Origin of the sequence: Rhizobium herbae (genome assembly GCF_019511375.1) — a bacterium.
GTDB lineage: Bacteria > Pseudomonadota > Alphaproteobacteria > Rhizobiales > Rhizobiaceae > Pararhizobium > Pararhizobium herbae_A.
In genome coordinates, this window is the sequence record NZ_JAEUAO010000003.1 from 156,789 (window position 1) to 174,476 (window position 17,688).

18 protein-coding genes are annotated in these 17,688 nt (G+C 60.0%); 1 reads left to right on the plus strand and 17 read right to left on the minus strand.

Annotation, left to right across the window (positions count from 1 at the left end; translation table 11 throughout):
* Positions 1-85: 85 nt before the first annotated feature.
* From JNB71_RS13870 to JNB71_RS13915, 10 genes are all read right to left on the minus strand, one after another.
* Positions 86-523, minus strand: coding sequence for a GlcG/HbpS family heme-binding protein (locus JNB71_RS13870; RefSeq protein WP_346657269.1), 438 nt, complete (start codon positions 521-523; stop codon positions 86-88).
* 23 nt (positions 524-546) lie between these two features.
* Positions 547-1,527: an ROK family protein gene (locus JNB71_RS13875; RefSeq protein WP_220372398.1), complete on the minus strand. Its 981-nt coding sequence runs from the start codon at positions 1,525-1,527 to the stop codon at positions 547-549.
* 14 nt (positions 1,528-1,541) lie between these two features.
* Positions 1,542-2,243, minus strand: coding sequence for a ribulose-phosphate 3-epimerase (locus tag JNB71_RS13880; protein WP_220372399.1), 702 nt, complete (start codon positions 2,241-2,243; stop codon positions 1,542-1,544).
* On the minus strand, positions 2,236-3,057 hold the full coding sequence (locus tag JNB71_RS13885; RefSeq protein ID WP_220372400.1) for an alpha/beta fold hydrolase: 822 nt from the start codon (positions 3,055-3,057) through the stop codon (positions 2,236-2,238). Before JNB71_RS13885 ends, JNB71_RS13880 begins: the two co-directional genes overlap by 8 nt.
* Positions 3,057-3,890, minus strand: a complete 834-nt coding sequence (locus JNB71_RS13890) for a sugar phosphate isomerase/epimerase family protein (protein ID WP_220372401.1) — start codon at positions 3,888-3,890, stop codon at positions 3,057-3,059. The genes JNB71_RS13885 and JNB71_RS13890 overlap by 1 nt, the downstream gene beginning before the upstream one ends.
* Positions 3,890-4,966, minus strand: coding sequence for a Gfo/Idh/MocA family protein (locus JNB71_RS13895; protein ID WP_220372402.1), 1,077 nt, complete (start codon positions 4,964-4,966; stop codon positions 3,890-3,892). The genes JNB71_RS13890 and JNB71_RS13895 overlap by 1 nt, the downstream gene beginning before the upstream one ends.
* Before the next feature lie 24 nt (positions 4,967-4,990).
* Positions 4,991-6,082 (minus strand): ABC transporter ATP-binding protein, encoded by a 1,092-nt coding sequence (locus JNB71_RS13900; protein WP_220372403.1) that lies wholly within the window; start codon positions 6,080-6,082, stop codon positions 4,991-4,993.
* Between the two features lie 4 nt (positions 6,083-6,086).
* A complete protein-coding gene (locus JNB71_RS13905) occupies positions 6,087-6,968 on the minus strand; it encodes a carbohydrate ABC transporter permease (RefSeq protein WP_223215880.1) in 882 nt (293 codons plus the stop codon).
* Between the two features lie 13 nt (positions 6,969-6,981).
* On the minus strand, positions 6,982-7,863 hold the full coding sequence (locus tag JNB71_RS13910; protein WP_220372405.1) for a carbohydrate ABC transporter permease: 882 nt from the start codon (positions 7,861-7,863) through the stop codon (positions 6,982-6,984).
* Between the two features lie 93 nt (positions 7,864-7,956).
* Positions 7,957-9,210: an ABC transporter substrate-binding protein gene (locus JNB71_RS13915; RefSeq protein ID WP_220372406.1), complete on the minus strand. Its 1,254-nt coding sequence runs from the start codon at positions 9,208-9,210 to the stop codon at positions 7,957-7,959.
* 332 nt (positions 9,211-9,542) lie between these two features.
* Between JNB71_RS13915 and JNB71_RS13920 the strand changes: the two genes are divergently transcribed.
* Positions 9,543-10,703 (plus strand): ROK family transcriptional regulator, encoded by a 1,161-nt coding sequence (locus tag JNB71_RS13920; protein ID WP_220372407.1) that lies wholly within the window; start codon positions 9,543-9,545, stop codon positions 10,701-10,703.
* Between the two features lie 6 nt (positions 10,704-10,709).
* Here JNB71_RS13920 and JNB71_RS13925 read toward each other — a convergent pair whose 3' ends face one another.
* From JNB71_RS13925 to JNB71_RS13955, 7 genes are all read right to left on the minus strand, one after another.
* Positions 10,710-11,369, minus strand: coding sequence for an HAD-IA family hydrolase (locus JNB71_RS13925; RefSeq protein ID WP_220372408.1), 660 nt, complete (start codon positions 11,367-11,369; stop codon positions 10,710-10,712).
* Between the two features lie 41 nt (positions 11,370-11,410).
* Positions 11,411-11,845 (minus strand): RbsD/FucU family protein, encoded by a 435-nt coding sequence (locus tag JNB71_RS13930; protein WP_220372409.1) that lies wholly within the window; start codon positions 11,843-11,845, stop codon positions 11,411-11,413.
* A gap of 82 nt (positions 11,846-11,927) precedes the next feature.
* Entirely contained in the window at positions 11,928-13,088 is a 1,161-nt protein-coding gene (locus JNB71_RS13935; RefSeq protein ID WP_220372410.1) for an ROK family transcriptional regulator, read from the minus strand.
* Positions 13,089-13,224: 136 nt separating this feature from the next.
* Positions 13,225-13,995 (minus strand): SDR family NAD(P)-dependent oxidoreductase, encoded by a 771-nt coding sequence (locus JNB71_RS13940; RefSeq protein ID WP_220372411.1) that lies wholly within the window; start codon positions 13,993-13,995, stop codon positions 13,225-13,227.
* A 32-nt stretch (positions 13,996-14,027) separates the two neighbouring features.
* Positions 14,028-14,789 (minus strand): ATP-binding cassette domain-containing protein, encoded by a 762-nt coding sequence (locus JNB71_RS13945; protein ID WP_220372412.1) that lies wholly within the window; start codon positions 14,787-14,789, stop codon positions 14,028-14,030.
* Complete coding sequence (locus tag JNB71_RS13950; protein ID WP_220372413.1) at positions 14,786-16,024, minus strand: sugar ABC transporter permease; 1,239 nt, start codon at positions 16,022-16,024, stop codon at positions 14,786-14,788. The genes JNB71_RS13945 and JNB71_RS13950 overlap by 4 nt, the downstream gene beginning before the upstream one ends.
* A gap of 24 nt (positions 16,025-16,048) precedes the next feature.
* Positions 16,049-17,086, minus strand: coding sequence for a substrate-binding domain-containing protein (locus tag JNB71_RS13955; RefSeq protein ID WP_220372414.1), 1,038 nt, complete (start codon positions 17,084-17,086; stop codon positions 16,049-16,051).
* Positions 17,087-17,688: the final 602 nt, after the last annotated feature.

Consider the following 17,688-nt stretch of genomic DNA (forward strand, 5'->3'; position numbering starts at 1 on the left):
TCCAAGAAAAGTATCTCTGAGTCCATATCGCTTCCGTTATCCTCGGTTGTTGAGGTTCGACCTGGCCACCAATGGCCCCTGGAGCTCAGCTCGCTTCGGGCCCGCGCAGGCTGGCAAGAAAATGGTCGATCCCGGACTGTGCACAGTCGCTATCCTGGGCGGGCGTCCCGGAACTGACGCCGATGGCGCCGACGACGTCGCCGTCCACCACGACGGGAATCCCACCAGCCACCACCATGAGCCGCCCGCCGATTGCTGAATTGATGCCGAACGCCGGTTTTCCGGGCTGACTTGCCTCCCAGTAACTTTCCGTCGTGCGCTTGGCACCAGCGGCAGTAAATGCCTTGTCCTGCGCGATGATCGTGCTGGTTACCTTCCCGCCGTCCATGCGTTCGAACGCGATGAGCTGCCCCGACTCGTCCGTCACCGCGATACACATCGGCACCCCAATTTCGTGAGCGCGTTCACGGGCGCCAGCGATAAGCATGCGGGCGTCGGAAAGACTCAATCTTCTGATCGTCAACAAAACTGTAGCTCCTCTGGATTTCATCGATGCGCGACAAGCGCCAAGGTTTCTTTGCTCGGGCGATCCGCAAGGAATGCGAGGGCTGCCGCCCCGACCAGCCCGGAGTTTTGTCCTAGCGCGGCGCGGACGACGCTCACGTCCTTGAACGCCGGCATCGCCCAGCGGGCGACGTATTCCTGGATGCCAGGGCGGAGGCGGTCGAACTCATGGGAGAGACCACCTCCCATAATCACCACGTCCGGACTAAAAATGTGGATCAGACTTACAAAGCCGCGTCCGAGGATCTCGGCCTCCTCGTCGATTAGAAGGTTGGCGAGGAAGTCCCCACCTCTTCCAGCGGCGAACACATCTCGGCTGTGAAGCGCGGTTCCATCTTTGCCGAGCCGAGTCTCGTGGCTATCTGCCGCACGTGCGCGAGCCCGCTTGGTGAACGCCGTCCCGGACCCGTATGCCTCGAAGCACCCCTTGTTGCCGCAAGGGCAAATTTCCCCGTTTGGCATGACCGACATGTGGCCCACGTGGGCGGCCATGCCCTTCCTGCCGCGAAGCACTCGTCCATCCGCGATGACCCCGCCGCCGATACCCGTGCTGACGGTGACATACACCAGGTTGGCCAGGCCCCGCCCGGCCCCAAACTGCCATTCGCCGATTGCGGCTGCGATTCCGTCGTTCTCCAGGCAGACCGGAAATGCGAACTGGCGCTGAAGTTCGGCCTTCAGTGGGAAGTCCGCAAACCCGGAAAGCGTCGGGATATCCCGGGCGACCCCACTCACGGTATCGATCGGGCCGGGCGTGGAGACGCCGATGCCTACGACTAGCGACAGCTTCGATGTTGCCAGCAAGCTATCGACCAATCCGCTGATTTGCGAAAGGACCCCTTCAGGACCGACGTGGGCCTCCGTCTGCTCCTCCATGCGCGCTACAATATTGCCCCGCTCATCGACGAGAGCCGCACGGACCTGTGTCCCTCCCAAATCTATCCCAATGGCAACCTGATGCATTTCCGAACCGTGCGTTAGAGTGCGTGTAGCCACCCCATTCGCTCTTCGAGCGACGGAGCGTTGAAAGCCAGGGACCCAAGTACGACCGTCTCCGCGCCGGCCTGGCGAAGCACGGGCACCGTGTGTTCGCGAATGCCACCGTCGGCGGCTAGCACGATCCGATGCGTCGCACCGCAATCTGCGATGATCTTGCTAGCTTGTTGCAGGCGGGTACCCGCCCTCTCGTCCAATCCATGACCCTTGACGCCAATCGCGGTCCCGAGGAGCGTAATGAAACTTAGTCGGGATGCGAACTTCGCCGCGCGCTCAACGGGCGTATCCACCTTGATCACCATGCCGGCGGCCACGTTCCGCCGATCCAGCAGGTCGAGCGCGGCGTTCGCCACAGCTTCGTTTTCGACATGGATGCTGATGAGATCGCTGCCCGCATCGATGAACTGCTCAACCTGAGAAAGGAGGATGCTGTCGGCAACCATCAGATGGACATGGATCGGGCGTGACGAGACTCTGCGCACACTTGCGACGAGATCCGGAAAGAACAACATAGCAGGCGCGAAATGGCCGTCTGCGACGTCAACGTGAAGAATGTCGGCGAAACTCTCGACGCGTGCAAGATCGTCACCCAGACGCACAAGCTCAGCCGACCACACTGAAAATTCGGCAATCAGCCGGTTCGCGGGAAGGTTGGCGATCCAATTCTTTTCAGGTCTAGTCATCTCTCAAGCTCTCTAGGAAACTGCCCAGTGCGAGGCGAAAATCGGCGACGTATCGCTGTCGGCTCTCGGCCTTCGGTGTGATTTCTACGAGGCGCGCTCCAGGTATCATTTGGGTGAGTGCAGACGCATGCGTGAGCGGATGGATAAGGTCCCTCTTGTGGCCGATTACCAGCGTGGGGACATCGAGACTGCGGACCTCTTCCTCCGTCACGCCCGGTCCATCCGCCGAGATCGCCGACAGAAGCGCCGCGGTTACTTCGATAGGAGCACGCGTAAAGAACCCCTCGAGCGACGCCAGATTGTCCGGCGCTTCGGCGGCGAGGCTGCGACCGTGGGCGCTGGTGAGAAAGGCCGCCCTCGCCTCTTCCGGCGGCAACGTCTTCAATAGCCGTCCGACCTCGGCGTTGGGCGACATGTTCGCCGGCGCCGCTTCGATCACCCAGGCCGGTCGGGCGATGACCAGCCCCTTGACGAGATCCGGCCGTTTGACGGCAAGGCGCAGCGAGATCGCCGCTCCCATCGAAATACCGCCGACCACCACCGGATCAGGGAAGTTCTGCTCGAGGTAGTCAGCAACGTCGTCGGTGAACGTGGCGATCAACAGGCTGTCGAGTGCCCCCGTCTGCGAGCGGCCGTGCCCACGGGCCTCGACCGTGATGCGGCGCAAGCCAGGCTTCGCCGGGAATGCTTCATCCGTTTGGCCTGCGTCGCCGCATAGACCATGCTGGAATATGATTGCCTGTCCTTCGCCGGCCGTATCGACGTTCAAAACGGTTCCGTCAGCGGTCTTGAGCGGAGCGAAGGTCTTGGCCATTAGCCTGCTCCGTCCTGAAGGTGTTGCGTCAAGAATGATGCAACTCCTGAAGCTTCGCTGGCCGACAGACCGTGGGTGACGAGGCTACCGTTGAAGCCGATGGCCTTCAGGCATCCCAAGTAGTGAGCGTAGTCGAGGACGCCTTTGCCTGCGGTGGCGAAAGTGCCGTCTGGGTTGCGGTCTTTGGCATGTGCCATGACGATGCGATCCGCCAGGCGGTCGACTGCCTGCGAGACGACCCTACGTTGTTGATCCAGGCTTGCCACTTCGAAAAGATTGGCGGGATCGAGCACGACCTTGATGCGCGAGCTTTTCATCTCGTCGATCAGCAAGCGCGCCTTCTCGGCAGAATTCACGACGTTGGCCAGTTCGGGTTCTATCCCGAGATAGACGTCGTACCGTTCGGCGATGTCAACAGCCGTCTCCATGGCGGCCAGAAGATCGCGCCATGCCTCTGGCGTGTTGTTGTCGGCATGTTCCTTCCACTGATCGATCGGGTCACGCGTGCCGGTGCAAAGCGTGATCAGACGCGTCGACATCCCCGCGCAATGGCGCGCAAGCACCTCGAGCCTCTCATGACCCGCCGCACGCAAACCTTGGTCCGGGTGGATCATGTTGTAGGTGCCGGACACCGCCACCACGTCCACGCCGCAGGCTTTGGCCGCCTCCGCCACCGCCTGGGCCTGACTGTCTGAAATCTCGTCGGGCATTGAAGAAAGGCCCGAGCAAGCCAGGTTGTACTGCGCGCTCGCATAGCCTGCGGCGGCGACAGACTGGAGCACTGCGCGGGGATCAGTGCCGTCGAACGTCTTTGCGAAAATTCCAAGCTTCATCACACACCACCTGAAACGTCCGCCAGCGCGACGCGCTTCCCGGTCTCAGCCGACCGCGCGATCGCGACCATCGCCTGAACAGAGGCTACACCGTCGTCGATGTTCGCCCCTTCGAGAACCGTGCCGTCCAGAATGCTGCGCGCAAAGCCCTCCACCTGACGACGATAGAAGTGGCCATCCGCGCCCAGCACGCGGTGGGTAGCTCCGTCCGCCTCGCGGAAGATGTCGACTTCGCTCGATTTGTAATACCAGGGATTGTACGTCTTCCCGAGAATGCTGCCGTTCTTGCCGTAGATCTGGAAACCTTCATGCCAGTCCATACGCACTTGGACGGTCAGATCGAGATGGCCAAGCGTGCCGGAGGCGAATTCGACGTCTACGAACCAGCACCAGATACCCGATCGCTCCGAGAGGCGCGCATTTACGGCAACGATGTCGCCGGCGAAGTATCGGGCCGTATCAATCAGATGGCAGCCGTGGGCCAGCATGTAGTATCGACGAAGATCTGCCTTGGGGTTGGTGGACGGACGCTTGGCATTTGCACTGGTCACAATCAGCGGCTGAACGGCATCTGTCATCGGATAGCGGTGGGTGTTATCGCAATACCACGCCTTCAGCGCGATCATGTCGCCCATCTCGTCAAGGATGAACGACTTGGCCGCCTGGAGCCCTGCGTCGAAGCGCTTCATATGCCCCACCTGGAACACCTTGCCCGACCTTTCGACGGCCGACTTCAGATCAAGGCACTCCTCCACGGTCACGCCGACCGGCTTCTCGCACAGCACATGTTTGCCCGCTTCCAACGCGCGAATGGAGGTCGGAACATGGAACGCGTCTGCGGTTGCGATGATGACGGCGTCGAGTTCCGGATCGGCGAGCATCCGGTCATAGTCGTTGTAGGATCTCTGAGCCCCGTGGGTGATGACCATCCGCTCGCGTAGATCGTCCGCAACGTCGCAGATCGCATAGAGGTCGGCATTGGCGGCTTTTGTACAGGCCTCGAAGTGGGCGGCCTGGGCGATCTGCCCGGCTCCCAGTACTCCCACGCGAAGACGTCTTTCCTGTTTTGCTGGCATTGGTGTGTCCCTGAAACTGAGTTTTTAATGGGCGATGCCGGTACCGGCGTCGAAGACAACAGCCTTTGAAAGATCAAGCGCGAAGGCCCGCTTTTCACCGGAACGGATCGGTGTTCCCGTCGGTAGGCGCGCCATGATCTCGCGCTCGCCTGCACGAAGGGCGACAAACACGTCTGGACCGGTCGGTTCTATAACGTCGACATGCAGCGTAAGCATCGGATTGGCAGACACTTCTTCCGCCGCTAGCGAAAGCCATTCGGGCCGCAGTCCGAGAAGCACGTCGCTGCCGGGCTCCAACCGCGCCGTCACTGAAGAAGGTAATGGCAGTGTAACGTCGGCTCCCTTCAAGCTCAGCCGCGGGCCTGAGGCCCCATCCACCACGGTTGCGGGTAGAAGGTTCATTGGCGGCGATCCCATGAACGTGGCGACGAAGACATTGGCGGGTCGGTCGTAGATGTCTTCGGGCGTACCGAATTGCTGCAGCACCCCGTCCTTCATCACCGCGATGCGCGTCGCCATCGTCATCGCCTCGATCTGGTCGTGCGTGACGTAGACAATGGTAGCTCCGAGCCGTTGATGGAGCCTCTTGATTTCGGTCCGCATCTCGACGCGGAGCTTGGCGTCGAGGTTGGAGAGCGGCTCGTCGAAGAGAAAGATTTTCGGCTCGCGTACCAACGCTCGTCCCATAGCGACGCGCTGACGCTGGCCACCTGAAAGTTGGCCGGGGCGGCGCTTGAGCAAATGGCTTATCTGGAGAAGGTCCGCAACCTTGCTTACCCGCTCGACGCGCTCGGCTTTCGGCATTTTGCTCATTTCTAGCGAGAAACCGATGTTCTGTTCCACCGTCATTGCCGGATAGAGCGCGTAAGATTGGAACACCATGGCAATGTCGCGTTCCTTTGGCTCCAGATCGTCCACGGGCCTGCCGTCGATCGTGATGGTCCCGGACGTGTGTTCCTCCAGCCCGGCGATGATCGAGAGCAGGGTGGACTTTCCACATCCCGAGGGTCCTACAAGGACCAGGAACTCTCCATCTTCGATCGAAATCTTTATGTCCTTCAGAACGGCTAGGCTTCCGAAGCTCTTCGTGACGTGGTTGATGCCGAGATTGGCCATGACGTTATCCTTTGACTGCGCCGGCCATCAGGCCGCGAAGGAAGTAGCGGCCCGCAGCCACATAGATGACGATGGTTGGCAGGGCCGCGATCATCGCGGCCGCCATGTCCTCGTTGTAAGCCTTGGTCCCGGTCGAGGTATTGACGAGATTGTTGACGGCGACGGTAATCGGCTGGCTGGAGCCGGCGGCAAAGGAGACGCCAAAGAGGAAGTCGTTCCAAACGCCGGTAAACTGCCAGATGATCGACACCATGACGATTGGCCACGAGATCGGCAGCAGGATGCGGAAGAAGATCGCCCAAAAGCCCGCGCCGTCGACCCGGGCCGCCTTGAAGATTTCTGCCGGCACCGTCACGAAATAGTTGCGGAAGAACATCGTAGTGAAGCAAACGCCGTATACGACGTGCACGAGCACTAGACCCGGAATGGTGCCCGCGAGACCGAGCATGCCAAGCAGTCCGGCCATTGGAATTAGAACAATCTGAAGCGGAATGAAGCAGCCGAACAGGATCAATCCGAAAAGGACGTTGTCTCCTCGGAACCGCCAGGTGGAGAAGACGTAGCCATTCAATGCGCCGAGGCCGACCGAAATTAAAGTTGCCGGGACGGCGATCAGGAACGAGTTGCCGAAGTATCCCTGAAGACCGCCGCAGGCGACACTGATGCATGCCGAATTCCACACGGAAGCCCACGCTTCGATCGTAGGGGCCTGCGGTACGGAAAGAAGGGTTCCGCTGCGGATCTCTTCCATGCTCTTCAGCGAAGTCATGACCATCGAGGCCAAAGGCGCGAGGAACAAAGCGGCGAGCACGACCAAGCAGCCATAGACGAAGATGCGCCCGAACATCTTGGTCGGATTAAGCGATCGTGGTCGCCCCAGGGCCATCGCAAAGCTGCTGTCAGGCACGGCGGTCATCGCGCAGCTCCGCATAGAGATAGGGGACAATGATGGCGGCAAGGCTCGTCAGCATGACGGTCGCACTGGCCGCGCCCACGCCAAGTTCGTTGCGGGTGAAGGTCATCGAATACATGAATGTCGAGGGCAGTTCCGTCGAGACGCCTGGCCCGCCCTTGGTGAGGGCGACGACGAGGTCGTAGCTCTTGATGGCGAGATGGGCTTCGATGACGAACGCGGTCAGGAATACGGGCCTGAGAGCCGGAATGACAATGCGCGTGTATACTTTATGGATGGGGGCGCCGTCGATGCGCGCCGCACGAAGTATCTCCGTGTCGACCCCACGAAGACCTGCCAGGAACAGCGCCATGACGAAACCGGCGACCTGCCATACGCCCGCGATGACAATCGTGTAGATGGCCCAGTCCGGATCCACCAACCACTGGAAGGTGAATGACTGCCAGCCGAGGCTGCGCACCATGTGCTCCAGACCCAGACCCGGATTGAGAAGCCATTGCCAGATCACCCCGGTGACCACGAAGGACAGCGCCATCGGATAGAGGAATATGGCGCGGAACACGCCTTCCAACCGAATTTTCTGATCGATCAGGATGGCGATGTAGAGGCCGAGACAGGTCGCAACCACGACATAGAGACCGCCGAAGATCGCCATGTTTTCAACCGCGGTGATCCAACGTGGATTGTCGAACAGCCGTTCGTATTGCCGCAAGCCGACAAAATCGAACCTGGCGAACATCTTCGATCCAGTGAAGGAAAGAAGCGCGGTATAGGCGATAAAGCCGTAAACGCAGATCGCGATCGCCGCCAACGATGGCGATAGGACGAACGCCGGCAACGCGGCTTGTAAACGTTTGGAAGGGGTCATTGCTTTCTGCCCGATTTCAGCGGCACCAGCCGCCTGGGCGACTGGTGCCGCGCAAGAGTTGGTCGCAGCCGCGGCCAACCCCTGGGAGGATTTCTATCTGGCGGCGTTGATCGCAGTCACAAGCGCCGCGACAGCATCCTTGGACGGCATGTCGGAGTTGAAGTGCTGCGTGACGACGTCAAACATGGCGCGCTGGATGCCTGCCGGCTCGGCATGGCCATGTGCGAGCGAACCCATAAGCGTCCCGGATGACACCGCGCTCTTGAGATCGCCCATGGATTTCTTCGCGCAGGCGTCGAACTTGTCGCCGGAAACGTCCGTTCGAGCCGGGATCGAGCCCTTCACCAGATTGAACGCCTCCTGGAAACTCGGCGACATGACGCTCGCCGCGAACTTATGCTGGGCCGCCAACTTGCTGTCTCCCACCGGGAACATGGCAAAAAAGTCGGTGTTGAACAGGAACGAACCTTCGGTGCCGGGCGCTGTGACGCAGAGGATATCCACGCCCGGCGTGAGGTTGGCTTTGACGATCTCGCCCTTCGTCCAATCGCCCATGAGCTGCATGGCAGCCTCGCCCTTGAGCACCATCGCGGTGGCAAGGTTCCAATCCCTTCCGGAGAAGTTAGGATCGACATACCCGCGGATCTTGCGCATCTGGTCAAAGACCTTGACCATCGTATCGGAGTCCAGTGCGGCATCGTCCAATTCAAGGATGGCCCTCTTGTAGAACTCCGGACCACCGATCCCGAGAACGACGTCGTCGAAGACTGTCGCGTCCTGCCACGGCTGCCCTCCGTGGGCGAGTGGAACGATGCCCTTTTCCTTGAGCTTGTCCGCGACCGCGTTGAATTCGTCCCAGGTCTTGGGCGGCTCGAGGCCGTTGTCCTTGAAGACCTTTGCGTTGATCCAGAGCCAGTTCGGGCGATGGATGTTCACCGGCACGGCCTGCCACTTGCCATCGTGCACGGCGAAGTTCTTGATCACGTCAGGGACGACCTTGCCCCACCCTTCTTGGTCGGCGATAGAGGTCAGATCGCCGAGGAGCCCCTCCTCCGACCATTCGTTGACCGCCATGCCGAGCAACTGCGCCGCCGTCGGTGGATTGCCGGAAGTCACCCGCGCCTTCAGGGCCGTGTTGGCCGCCTCGCCGCCACCACCCGCGACTGGCATGTCCTGCCAGCCGACGCCTTGCTTCTGAAGGTCATCCTTCAAGACGCTAACGGCGGCGGCTTCGCCGCCCGAGGTCCACCAGTGCAACACCTCGACGCTGTCCTGCGCGAGGGCGAAGCCGGACACCGAAGCGTTGAGCGCCGCGGCGATGGCCAGTGATGCGAAGGTCGATTTCATTTAGTTCCTCCCGTGGGCGGCCCCATGCCGCCTCTGCAAACAGACGGCTTCTCCTCGTCCGTTTGTTTGGATTGAAAACAAACATATTGACGCGAGTGTGTCAACTTGCTTCGATAGGCGGCGAACAAAAAAGTGAACAGAAAGACGCAGCGGCGGCGAGGCTGTCACAATTTTAGAAACCGCATAATCGGCGACAGCCTCGCCTGAAACGACTATATGCTTTCGCTCGAAAGGGGATCTCGCGCGGATTCGCTACCGGCCTTGCAGGCCCAACCTAGTCGGAGCACTTCATGTCCATGCCCAGCGCCGTCAGGCACATCAACGAAGTCAGGGTGCTCGATGTCGTCTTTCGGCAAGGCAAGGTCAGCCGCGCCAACATCGCCCGTGAACTTGGACTTACGCGGTCGACCGCCAGCAGCATTGTGGCGAGCCTCACCGAAGAAGGATTGCTTGTCGAAGACAATTCGGAAGACGACAAGAGCGCGGGCACCGGACGCCCCGGCACGTTCGTTCGTCTCAACTCCAACTACGGAGTTTTCATTGGCGCAGACATAGGCGTCGGTCGTCTTACGGTCGTCGCGCTCGACATGGAGGCGCGGGTCGTCGCTCAGTCGCAATCGAACTTCGATTTGGCTGACGCCGACCCCGAAAGCATCATTCAGCAATTGGTCAGGACCGTAAAATCGCTCATCAAGAGCCTTTCGCAGAAACATACGGTCCGAGGGCTGTGCCTGACGGCGCCCGGCGTCATTGATCGGACCGGAACGATCCTACGCGCTCCGATCCTTGGGTGGCGCCAGGAACCGATCCTGGACAAACTCGAGAAAGTGCTTCCCGAAGATCTCCTGCTTGCTGCGGAAAACGATGCCAACGCCTTCGCGATGGCGGAGATGTACCGCTCGAAGGACGAGAGCACCGACACGGAGATTTACATCTTCCTCGACGCCGGCGTCGGCGGCGCGATCGTCAACTCAGGACAATTGTTGCACGGGCAGGACGGTTATGCCGGAGAGCTTGGTCATATCATCCTTGGAGATGAAGGCTTCGTTGAGCTCGCGACCATTTCCGGATCCTTCGAGAGCTTCATAGGCCGTGAGGCGGTGCTCGCCCGCTATCGCTTTCATGGAGGATCGGCCAGCAACATCGATGAGTTCGCCAGCGCTGCCCGGCGACAAGAGCGTGCAGCTCTGTCGACGCTGACTGATTGGTCCTTTTACCTTGGCAGGGGTGTCGCCACCCTGACCAGCATCTTCAACCCGGCACGAATTGTGCTCGGTGGCCCCGTCGCGATGCTCTACGACCTGTGCCGGGACCAGGTCATGGCCAATGTTCGCCAGAATCTGCTGGACGAGCACCCCATCCCGGAGATCCGCCTGTCCAAACTCGGCCCGGAAGGGCCTGCTATCGGAGGAGCCTCGATGCTGCACAAACGAATGCTTTCGGTCAATGAAGAGTTGATCTATCGCCGCAACCGCACATCGTCGGGTCGCTGATAGCCGCTAGATGCGGGTCAAGCCCAGCCCACCGCGGAGGATTTCGGGGCGGACGTGCTGATAGTTCGCAATTTGGTTGTGGGAGCCATCAAAACCGTGCTTGCGGGTCTCAGTCACAACCATCACGGTGCAACCGGCTGAAACCGCCGCGGCGATTCCGGCTTCCGCGTCCTCGAATGCCAGACAGCGCACAGGGTTCACAGCCAGCCGTTCGGCAGCGAGGTTGAAGCAATCCGGCGCGGGTTTTCCCTTCTGGACGTCTTCGGCCGTCACCAGGATGGCTGGAGTCGGCAACCCCGCCGCCTCTAGCCTTGTTCTTGCAAGGGCCAGTGGCGCCGATGTCACGACAGCCCACTTGTGCGGGGGCAGACTGTTGAGGAAGAGTGATGCCCCCGGAATGGGCACCACCCCTTCGACTTCGGCGATTTCAGCCTTCGTGATGGCCGACGCCTCGGCCTCCGGATCGATGTGGGAAAGACTGAGGGACGCGATCGTCTCCGATACCTTCCTCCCATGAATGGTTGGAAGATAGACTTCCGGATCGAGGCCAATCTTTCGGAACCAAGCCCCCCATACGCGCTCCGCCGCAGCAATCGAATTGAGGATGGTGCCATCCATGTCGAACAGGAAGGCTTCGAAGGTATCGTCGAAAAAATGGTCGGACATGTATCAACGTTCGGATCAGGTTTTCTTCAGGCCATCGCTCCTCACTCGGGAGCGATGACTCCCTTGCGCAGAATGACCCCGCCATAGAAGCGCCGCTCCCCGGTGACGACGACCGTGTGGGCCGCCCGCACGCGATCCTTGAAGTTATCCGGCTCGACCGCGGTCAACTCGATCGTTTTTCCTTCGCTCCTTTCGAGAACGGCAGCGTAGTCCTTGAATACCGGGAGGATTTTTGCCGGGTCGTTTTCCGCGATCATGCGCCAGGCCACGTGCGGCTCCTGCTCTTCGAGAGGAAGCACTCCTATGATGGCCTCGAGGACGCGTGGGCCATCGACGCCATCGAGGCGGATGAGGCGGTTGTCTCCCCCGTCACATGGAAAGTTCGCGTCAACAATCGCGATGTCATGGCGATGTCCCATTGCCCTCAGGGCGTAGAGCAGTTCAGGCGACAGAATGGGATCGATGCGCTTCAGCATGGGTTCTTCCTCCTCAGTTCCATTTGCTTTTGCTTTATACAAATACAAATACGCTGTCAAACGTGTTTGTGCGTCGGTTCCTCTAGATTGCAGGCAGTTCGGGCAGATCGAAAAGGCTTTCTCGCAAAAGCGCGGCAGCCCCAATGGCCGCACCATCGCCACCGAATTTAGCAACGGAAATGGGAGGCACTGCGAAGCCATGAACGAGGTTTTCGGCCACCAAGGCCTCCACTCTCGACGCGACCCTGGGATAGAGCACCGCAAGGGGGCCGCCGAGAACGATCGTCTTGGGATCGAGGATGTGGATGAGGTTAAGAAAGCCAGTCGCAAGGGCCGACGCCCATTCGTCCAAGGCCTTGTCGAACTCCGGCGAGCTCCCTAGCAACGCCAGACGCGCCAACCCCTCCGGAATCGGAGCTCCATGGTCGATAAAAGGCAAGAACTTCTGGTAGCCGGCGAGGATTTCGAAGGTGTGAGTTGCCGCCATCTGTGGCCGCGCGCCCATCACCATGTGCCCCACCTCCCCACCAAGCCCGTGCGCACCTTCAATGACACGGCCCTGTCGCAAGTGCGCGCTGCCAATCCCCTGGGCAAGCAGCAATAGGAGCGCATCGCTCAAATCGCCCTCCCCGGTATCCGTGGCCACCGCGCTCGCGAGCGCGACAGCGTCATTGCAGATGTGGATCTTCTGGAAGGGCTGCATGGCTTCGCCCATTGCCGTGACAACATCGACGTCCCGCCAATTAAGCCATGGCGCCGAGATGATTTTTCCCTCCCGGACGATGCCGGGCACGGAGATGCAAACTCCCCTTACTCGCGAGGACCGCACCTTGGAAACTTCGATGAGTTCTTGCGGCAACCTGGCAAGAAGCTCGACCACCTGGCAGGGATCTTGGTAGCGATCCGCGATGGACACGATCCTTTTGGCCACGACACGCATCGAGAAGTCGACGAGAACCGCGTTTATCTCAGCCGAGGATATGTCCAGCCCGATGAAATATGCGCCCGTCGGGTTGAGGGATACGAGAGCGCCCGGGCGCCCCGCGCCGCTTGCCTCTGCGCTCTCGTTGAGATCGATGACGAGCTTTTCGGCGAGGAGTTGCTTGATCGAATTGCCTACCGTAGCACGCGTCACGTTCAACTCACGTGCAATGTCCGCGCGCGAAAGCGAGACGTCCCTGCGCAACACGCGCAGGCAACGGACCGCATTCATGTGTCGTAGCACACTGTTCGTCGTCAACATTCCTCCCAGGACACCATATGTCAGTCAGGAGCTATCGTAGGATGTCGGCAGCGCATTCGAATCGCTGGCGATGCCATATCTTGACGAACTATCAGATGCCCGAACGCAAGCAAAGGTTACCCTCCATGTGACGGATTCAAGCCACCGACCACCCACCGTCGACAAGCAGATTTGCACCGGTCACCATCGAGGCCGCCGGCGAGGCAAGATAGACCACTGCCCCAACAACGTCGTCGGTATCACCGATGCGGCCAAGTGGAATATGGCCCACCGTCCGACTGTAAAAATCCGGATCTGCAAGCACTGGCCGCGTCGAGTCCGTCCAAATAAAGGTCGGCGCGACCGTATTGACGGTGATCCCGTACTGGGCCCATTCGGCTGCGAGGCAACGGCTGAGGTGATTGATAGCGGCCTTGCTCATGCAATAGATCGCCTCACCGCGCAGCGTCACTGTACCCGCTTGCGAACTTATGTTCACGATCCGTCCGCTTTTCTTTTCGATCATATGGCGTGCGACGGCCTGAGTAACGAGGAAGGTGCCCTTGATGTTGACGTTCAGGATCTGGTCGATATCCTTCTCTTCAACAAGCTCCGCCAGATTGCCAGGCGCCACGCCAACGTTATTCACGAGGATATCGATCATCCCGAAGGTCGCCAACGCGGTGTCGACCGCTTGTGCGATCTGGCGGCTGTCGGAGATATCCATCGGGACCGCGAGGACGCGGCGGCCCGTGCTTTCCAGTTCCGCCACGAGATCCGCGACCGCCTCGACGTTACGCACGCCAATGATCACGTCGGCCCCGGCGGCTGCACACGCGAGCGCACAGGCTCGTCCGATGCCACGCGCGGCGCCAGTAACGAGCGCGACCTTGCCATCGAGACTGAAATTTGGAGCTTTGACCGTCATTTCGAAATTCCACTCGCTTCAATTGTCGCTGATTATGCGGTAGCGGCTGCGAACCTGGCTGGCTTGCGGCCGAGGATGATCATTTCGAGAGCATCGTCCTGCGTCAGTTCCTTCGTTGGGTAGGAGCCGACGACCCGCCCGGACTTCATCACCATAATCCGATCGGAGAGCTGGAAAACATCATGCATGTCGTGGCTTATCAGGAAAATCCCGAGTCCCTGCCGCTTCAGCTCTTGAATGAGCAGGCCGACATTTTTCGTCTCCTCGGGCCCCAATGCCGCAGTAGGTTCATCCATGATCAGAATGCGGGCATTGAAATGCAAGGCTCGCGCGATCGCAACTGCCTGTCGCTGCCCGCCCGACATCGAGCGGACGGAAGCGTTGAGCGATGGGATTCTCAAGCGCATGCGCTCGATCGTCTGCCGAGCGCCATGTTCCATCGCTTCCGTGTCGAGAAAGCCGAAGCGATCGGTCTGCTCGCGCCCAAGGAAGAGGTTGGAGACGGCGTCAAGGTTGTCGGCGAGCGCAAGCGTCTGATGAATCGTCTCGATTCCCAGTTCCTGGGCGTCATGCGGTGAGCGGATGTCGACCGCCTTTCCGTCGATCAGGATTTGTCCGCTGTCCGCCGGAAAGACGCCCGAGAGCATCTTGATGAAGGTGGACTTTCCCGCGCCGTTGTGACCGAGCAAGGCCACGACCTCGCCCGACATGAGTGAAACGCTAACATTCTCGACGGCGTGAACGCCTCCAAATGCCTTGTTGACGTTACGGGCCTCAAGCAAAGGGGTCGTCATGATAGCCTCCTTTCGCGCCACATCGTATCGATCCAGACAGCGAGGACGAGGACGCCTGCAAGGACCATGCTTTGGGTGGGGCTTGGAATGCCAAGGAGGACCATGGCGCTTTGCAGACTCTGCATGATGAGAGCGCCGACGCATCCCCCAAGGATCGTCCCCGCGCCTCCGGCAAGCGAAGTTCCGCCGATGACGGCCGCGGCAATCACGTAAAGTTCCATCATCGTGCCTGCGCCGCTCGCCGCCGCATTGAGCCGCGCGGTCAGAACTACGGATGCAAGGCCCGAAAGCAGCCCCATCAGAGCGAACACCTTGAGGACCACGCGCTGGGTGTTGATGCCGGTTAGACGCGCACTTTGTGGATCACCACCGACGGCAAACACGTGTCGTCCGAACCTGTGTCGTTTGGCGACAAGCGTCATCGCCGCCGTCGCTGCGATGAGGATCAGGACGGGGAACGCCATCCCCATCGGTTCATCCGTGCTTGGCTTGTTGTAGCTATTCATGATCGCGACGAAACCGAATGCGCAGGTACACCAGGCTGCAGCGGAGAAGTAATCAGATGCCTGAAGAGCTTTCTGGATTCCGAGCCGTCTCTTGCGCCGGTGTTTGCGCACCAGGCTTCCCACGACAAGTCCTGCGACCACGAAGGCAAAGAGCCAACTCAACGGACCGCCTAGGACACCATTCTGACCGCCCCCCAGAATTTGAAAAGTCTCAGTCAGGGGCGCGATGGTCGTCCCGTCGTTCAGTTCATAGGCCGCGTTCCGCAGGAAGAGCAGCCCTCCGAGCGTTACGACAAAGGAGGGTATCCGCGCATAGGCCACCAGGGCCCCCTGAATAAGGCCGATGAACACGCCTCCGCCCAGCATGACCAGACTGGCGATCCACCATGCATGGATGCTGTCGGGCAGCCATACGCTTTGAACGAGGCCGCCGAGAACGCCAAGAAAGCCAACTTGAGAACCGACCGACAGATCGATATGGCGGGTCACGATCACCAGGATCATGCCGGACGCCATGATCGCGACGACTGAAACTTGAAGCGACAGGTTGAACAGGTTGCGCGGCGACAGAAAAACTCCGCCGGTGAGAATGTTGGCACAGAGCCAGATCAAGGCGAGCACGCCGACCATCGCCATCAGGCGCGTATCGGCGTGCCCTCCCCCGATCGCGCGTAGCAAGCGGGGGAGGACCTTACTTGAACTGGACACGGGCTGGGACACCGTTGTCATTGCAAAACTCCTGGATGTCGCGGCCTATTCGCACGCCTTCGGCGGATTTTCGGTCACGCCGTTGCACAGCGCATCCTTCGAAATCCAGCCGGACTGTACGACGAGGTCGAGGTTGTCTCGCGTGATGGCGATCGGATCGAGGATAATGGCGGGTTGCGATGCTCCGGAGTCGGTAGTGCCCGGCGACACGCCGGTGACCGAGTCGATCTTGGTGCCCTTGATAATCTCGACAGCCGCCTTCGCTGCCACAGTTCCCAGGGCATTGGCGTCTTTCCAGACGGTCATGGTTTGCTGCCCCTTGGCGATCCGGTTCAGCACGTTCTTGTCGCCGTCCTGTCCGGAGATGGCGACCTTTCCGAGAAGATTTTGACTTGCCAGCGCTGCGGCGACGCCGTTGGCGATGCTGTCGTTCATGGCGAGGACGGCGTCGACCTTGTTGTCGTTGGCAGTCAGCACCTGTTCCATGAGAGCCTGGGCGACGTCGGGCTTCCACTGCTCCACGTTCTGCTGTGCGACGAACTTGATATCACCCTTGTCGACTGCGCCTTGCACAGCCTGCATCTGGCCACTCTTGAAGACCTGCATGATCGTTTGCGCCGGATCGCCATCCATGGCAACCCAGTTGCCCTTCGGCACAGCGTTCAGAAGCGCCTCACCCATCACTCGGCCGACGGCGACGTTGTCGAAGCTGGTGTAGAGCACGTCGCCCGTGTCGATCGGGGCGTCATACGCTATGACGGTGATGTTTTCGCGTTTCGCCGACTCGATGACGGGGATAATCGCCTTCGCATCCTGGGCGACGATAATCAGCACCTTCACGCCGCGGGCGATGAGACTTTCGACATCGGCAGCCTGCTTCTGCGGGTCACCCTGCGCGTCGATGCCGACATATTCGACGTCAGCGCCGTCGAAAACGGCCTTCATCGCGGCCTCGTCAATTTTCCAGCGCTCGTCCTGGAAATAGCGCCAGCTTACCCCGACGGCATCCTGGGCCGCAGCCACGCCGGCCATTAAAGCAGCGGCCGCAACGGCGCCGGCAAGAATTTTCGAAAGTTTCGACATGCAATCCTCCCTTGGAAAGACGTGCGGCATCTCCCTTGCGGCACGTTCAGCGAGACCTCCTGTCGCGCTATTTGTATTTGTTTAAAGCAGATACATATTTATGTCAATGGTGAGGACGAGCTCAGTGAAAAACCTCTCACATTCCGCCAAAATAAGGAATTATCACGGGGATTGATGCAGCCCCATCGGCAGCGACCGGAGTTGGGAGTTGTTCCGTTCGCGTGAACTTTCCATTCCACCGAGGAAGCTTCAGATCCGCGAGTGGTGGCTTGCGCTAAATCGAAGGCATGTTCGGTTCTGGCTGTCCGAACCGTGTTCTCAAACGATCGCGAAGTTCGCTTCGTTCTTCCCCTGGATCGTGATCGTCCCATTCCACCGCCACCGTCGCCTCCTCCTTGAGCAAAGCGATGGTCATGAACCACTCGGGACTAACAATCCGTGCTCAACCCCTGAGAAGTTACCGGTCTCACATCACAGCAACTAGCCGTGCAGGGCACGTGGGAGCACTATTCTGTCCGACCCGAAGGCGACGTCCGAGCTTAAGTCTGTCAACGGCAGCACTGCGCCTTCAAGTCGGACACTGAGCAGAGCACCGTGGTATC

Coding starts and splice junctions, on each gene's coding strand:
- JNB71_RS13955 (WP_220372414.1), bottom strand. CDS start 17,086: ATGTCGAAACTTTCGAAAATTCTTGCCGGCGCCGTTGCGGCCGCTGCT.
- JNB71_RS13945 (WP_220372412.1), bottom strand. CDS start 14,789: ATGACGACCCCTTTGCTTGAGGCCCGTAACGTCAACAAGGCATTTGGA.
- JNB71_RS13905 (WP_223215880.1), bottom strand. CDS start 6,968: ATGGCCCTGGGGCGACCACGATCGCTTAATCCGACCAAGATGTTCGGG.
- JNB71_RS13895 (WP_220372402.1), bottom strand. CDS start 4,966: ATGCCAGCAAAACAGGAAAGACGTCTTCGCGTGGGAGTACTGGGAGCC.
- JNB71_RS13890 (WP_220372401.1), bottom strand. CDS start 3,890: ATGAAGCTTGGAATTTTCGCAAAGACGTTCGACGGCACTGATCCCCGC.
- JNB71_RS13880 (WP_220372399.1), bottom strand. CDS start 2,243: ATGACTAGACCTGAAAAGAATTGGATCGCCAACCTTCCCGCGAACCGG.
- JNB71_RS13910 (WP_220372405.1), bottom strand. CDS start 7,863: ATGACCCCTTCCAAACGTTTACAAGCCGCGTTGCCGGCGTTCGTCCTA.
- JNB71_RS13925 (WP_220372408.1), bottom strand. CDS start 11,369: ATGTCCGACCATTTTTTCGACGATACCTTCGAAGCCTTCCTGTTCGAC.
- JNB71_RS13885 (WP_220372400.1), bottom strand. CDS start 3,057: ATGGCCAAGACCTTCGCTCCGCTCAAGACCGCTGACGGAACCGTTTTG.
- JNB71_RS13915 (WP_220372406.1), bottom strand. CDS start 9,210: ATGAAATCGACCTTCGCATCACTGGCCATCGCCGCGGCGCTCAACGCT.
- JNB71_RS13875 (WP_220372398.1), bottom strand. CDS start 1,527: ATGCATCAGGTTGCCATTGGGATAGATTTGGGAGGGACACAGGTCCGT.
- JNB71_RS13940 (WP_220372411.1), bottom strand. CDS start 13,995: ATGACGGTCAAAGCTCCAAATTTCAGTCTCGATGGCAAGGTCGCGCTC.
- JNB71_RS13950 (WP_220372413.1), bottom strand. CDS start 16,024: ATGACAACGGTGTCCCAGCCCGTGTCCAGTTCAAGTAAGGTCCTCCCC.
- JNB71_RS13935 (WP_220372410.1), bottom strand. CDS start 13,088: ATGTTGACGACGAACAGTGTGCTACGACACATGAATGCGGTCCGTTGC.
- JNB71_RS13930 (WP_220372409.1), bottom strand. CDS start 11,845: ATGCTGAAGCGCATCGATCCCATTCTGTCGCCTGAACTGCTCTACGCC.
- JNB71_RS13900 (WP_220372403.1), bottom strand. CDS start 6,082: ATGGCCAATCTCGGCATCAACCACGTCACGAAGAGCTTCGGAAGCCTA.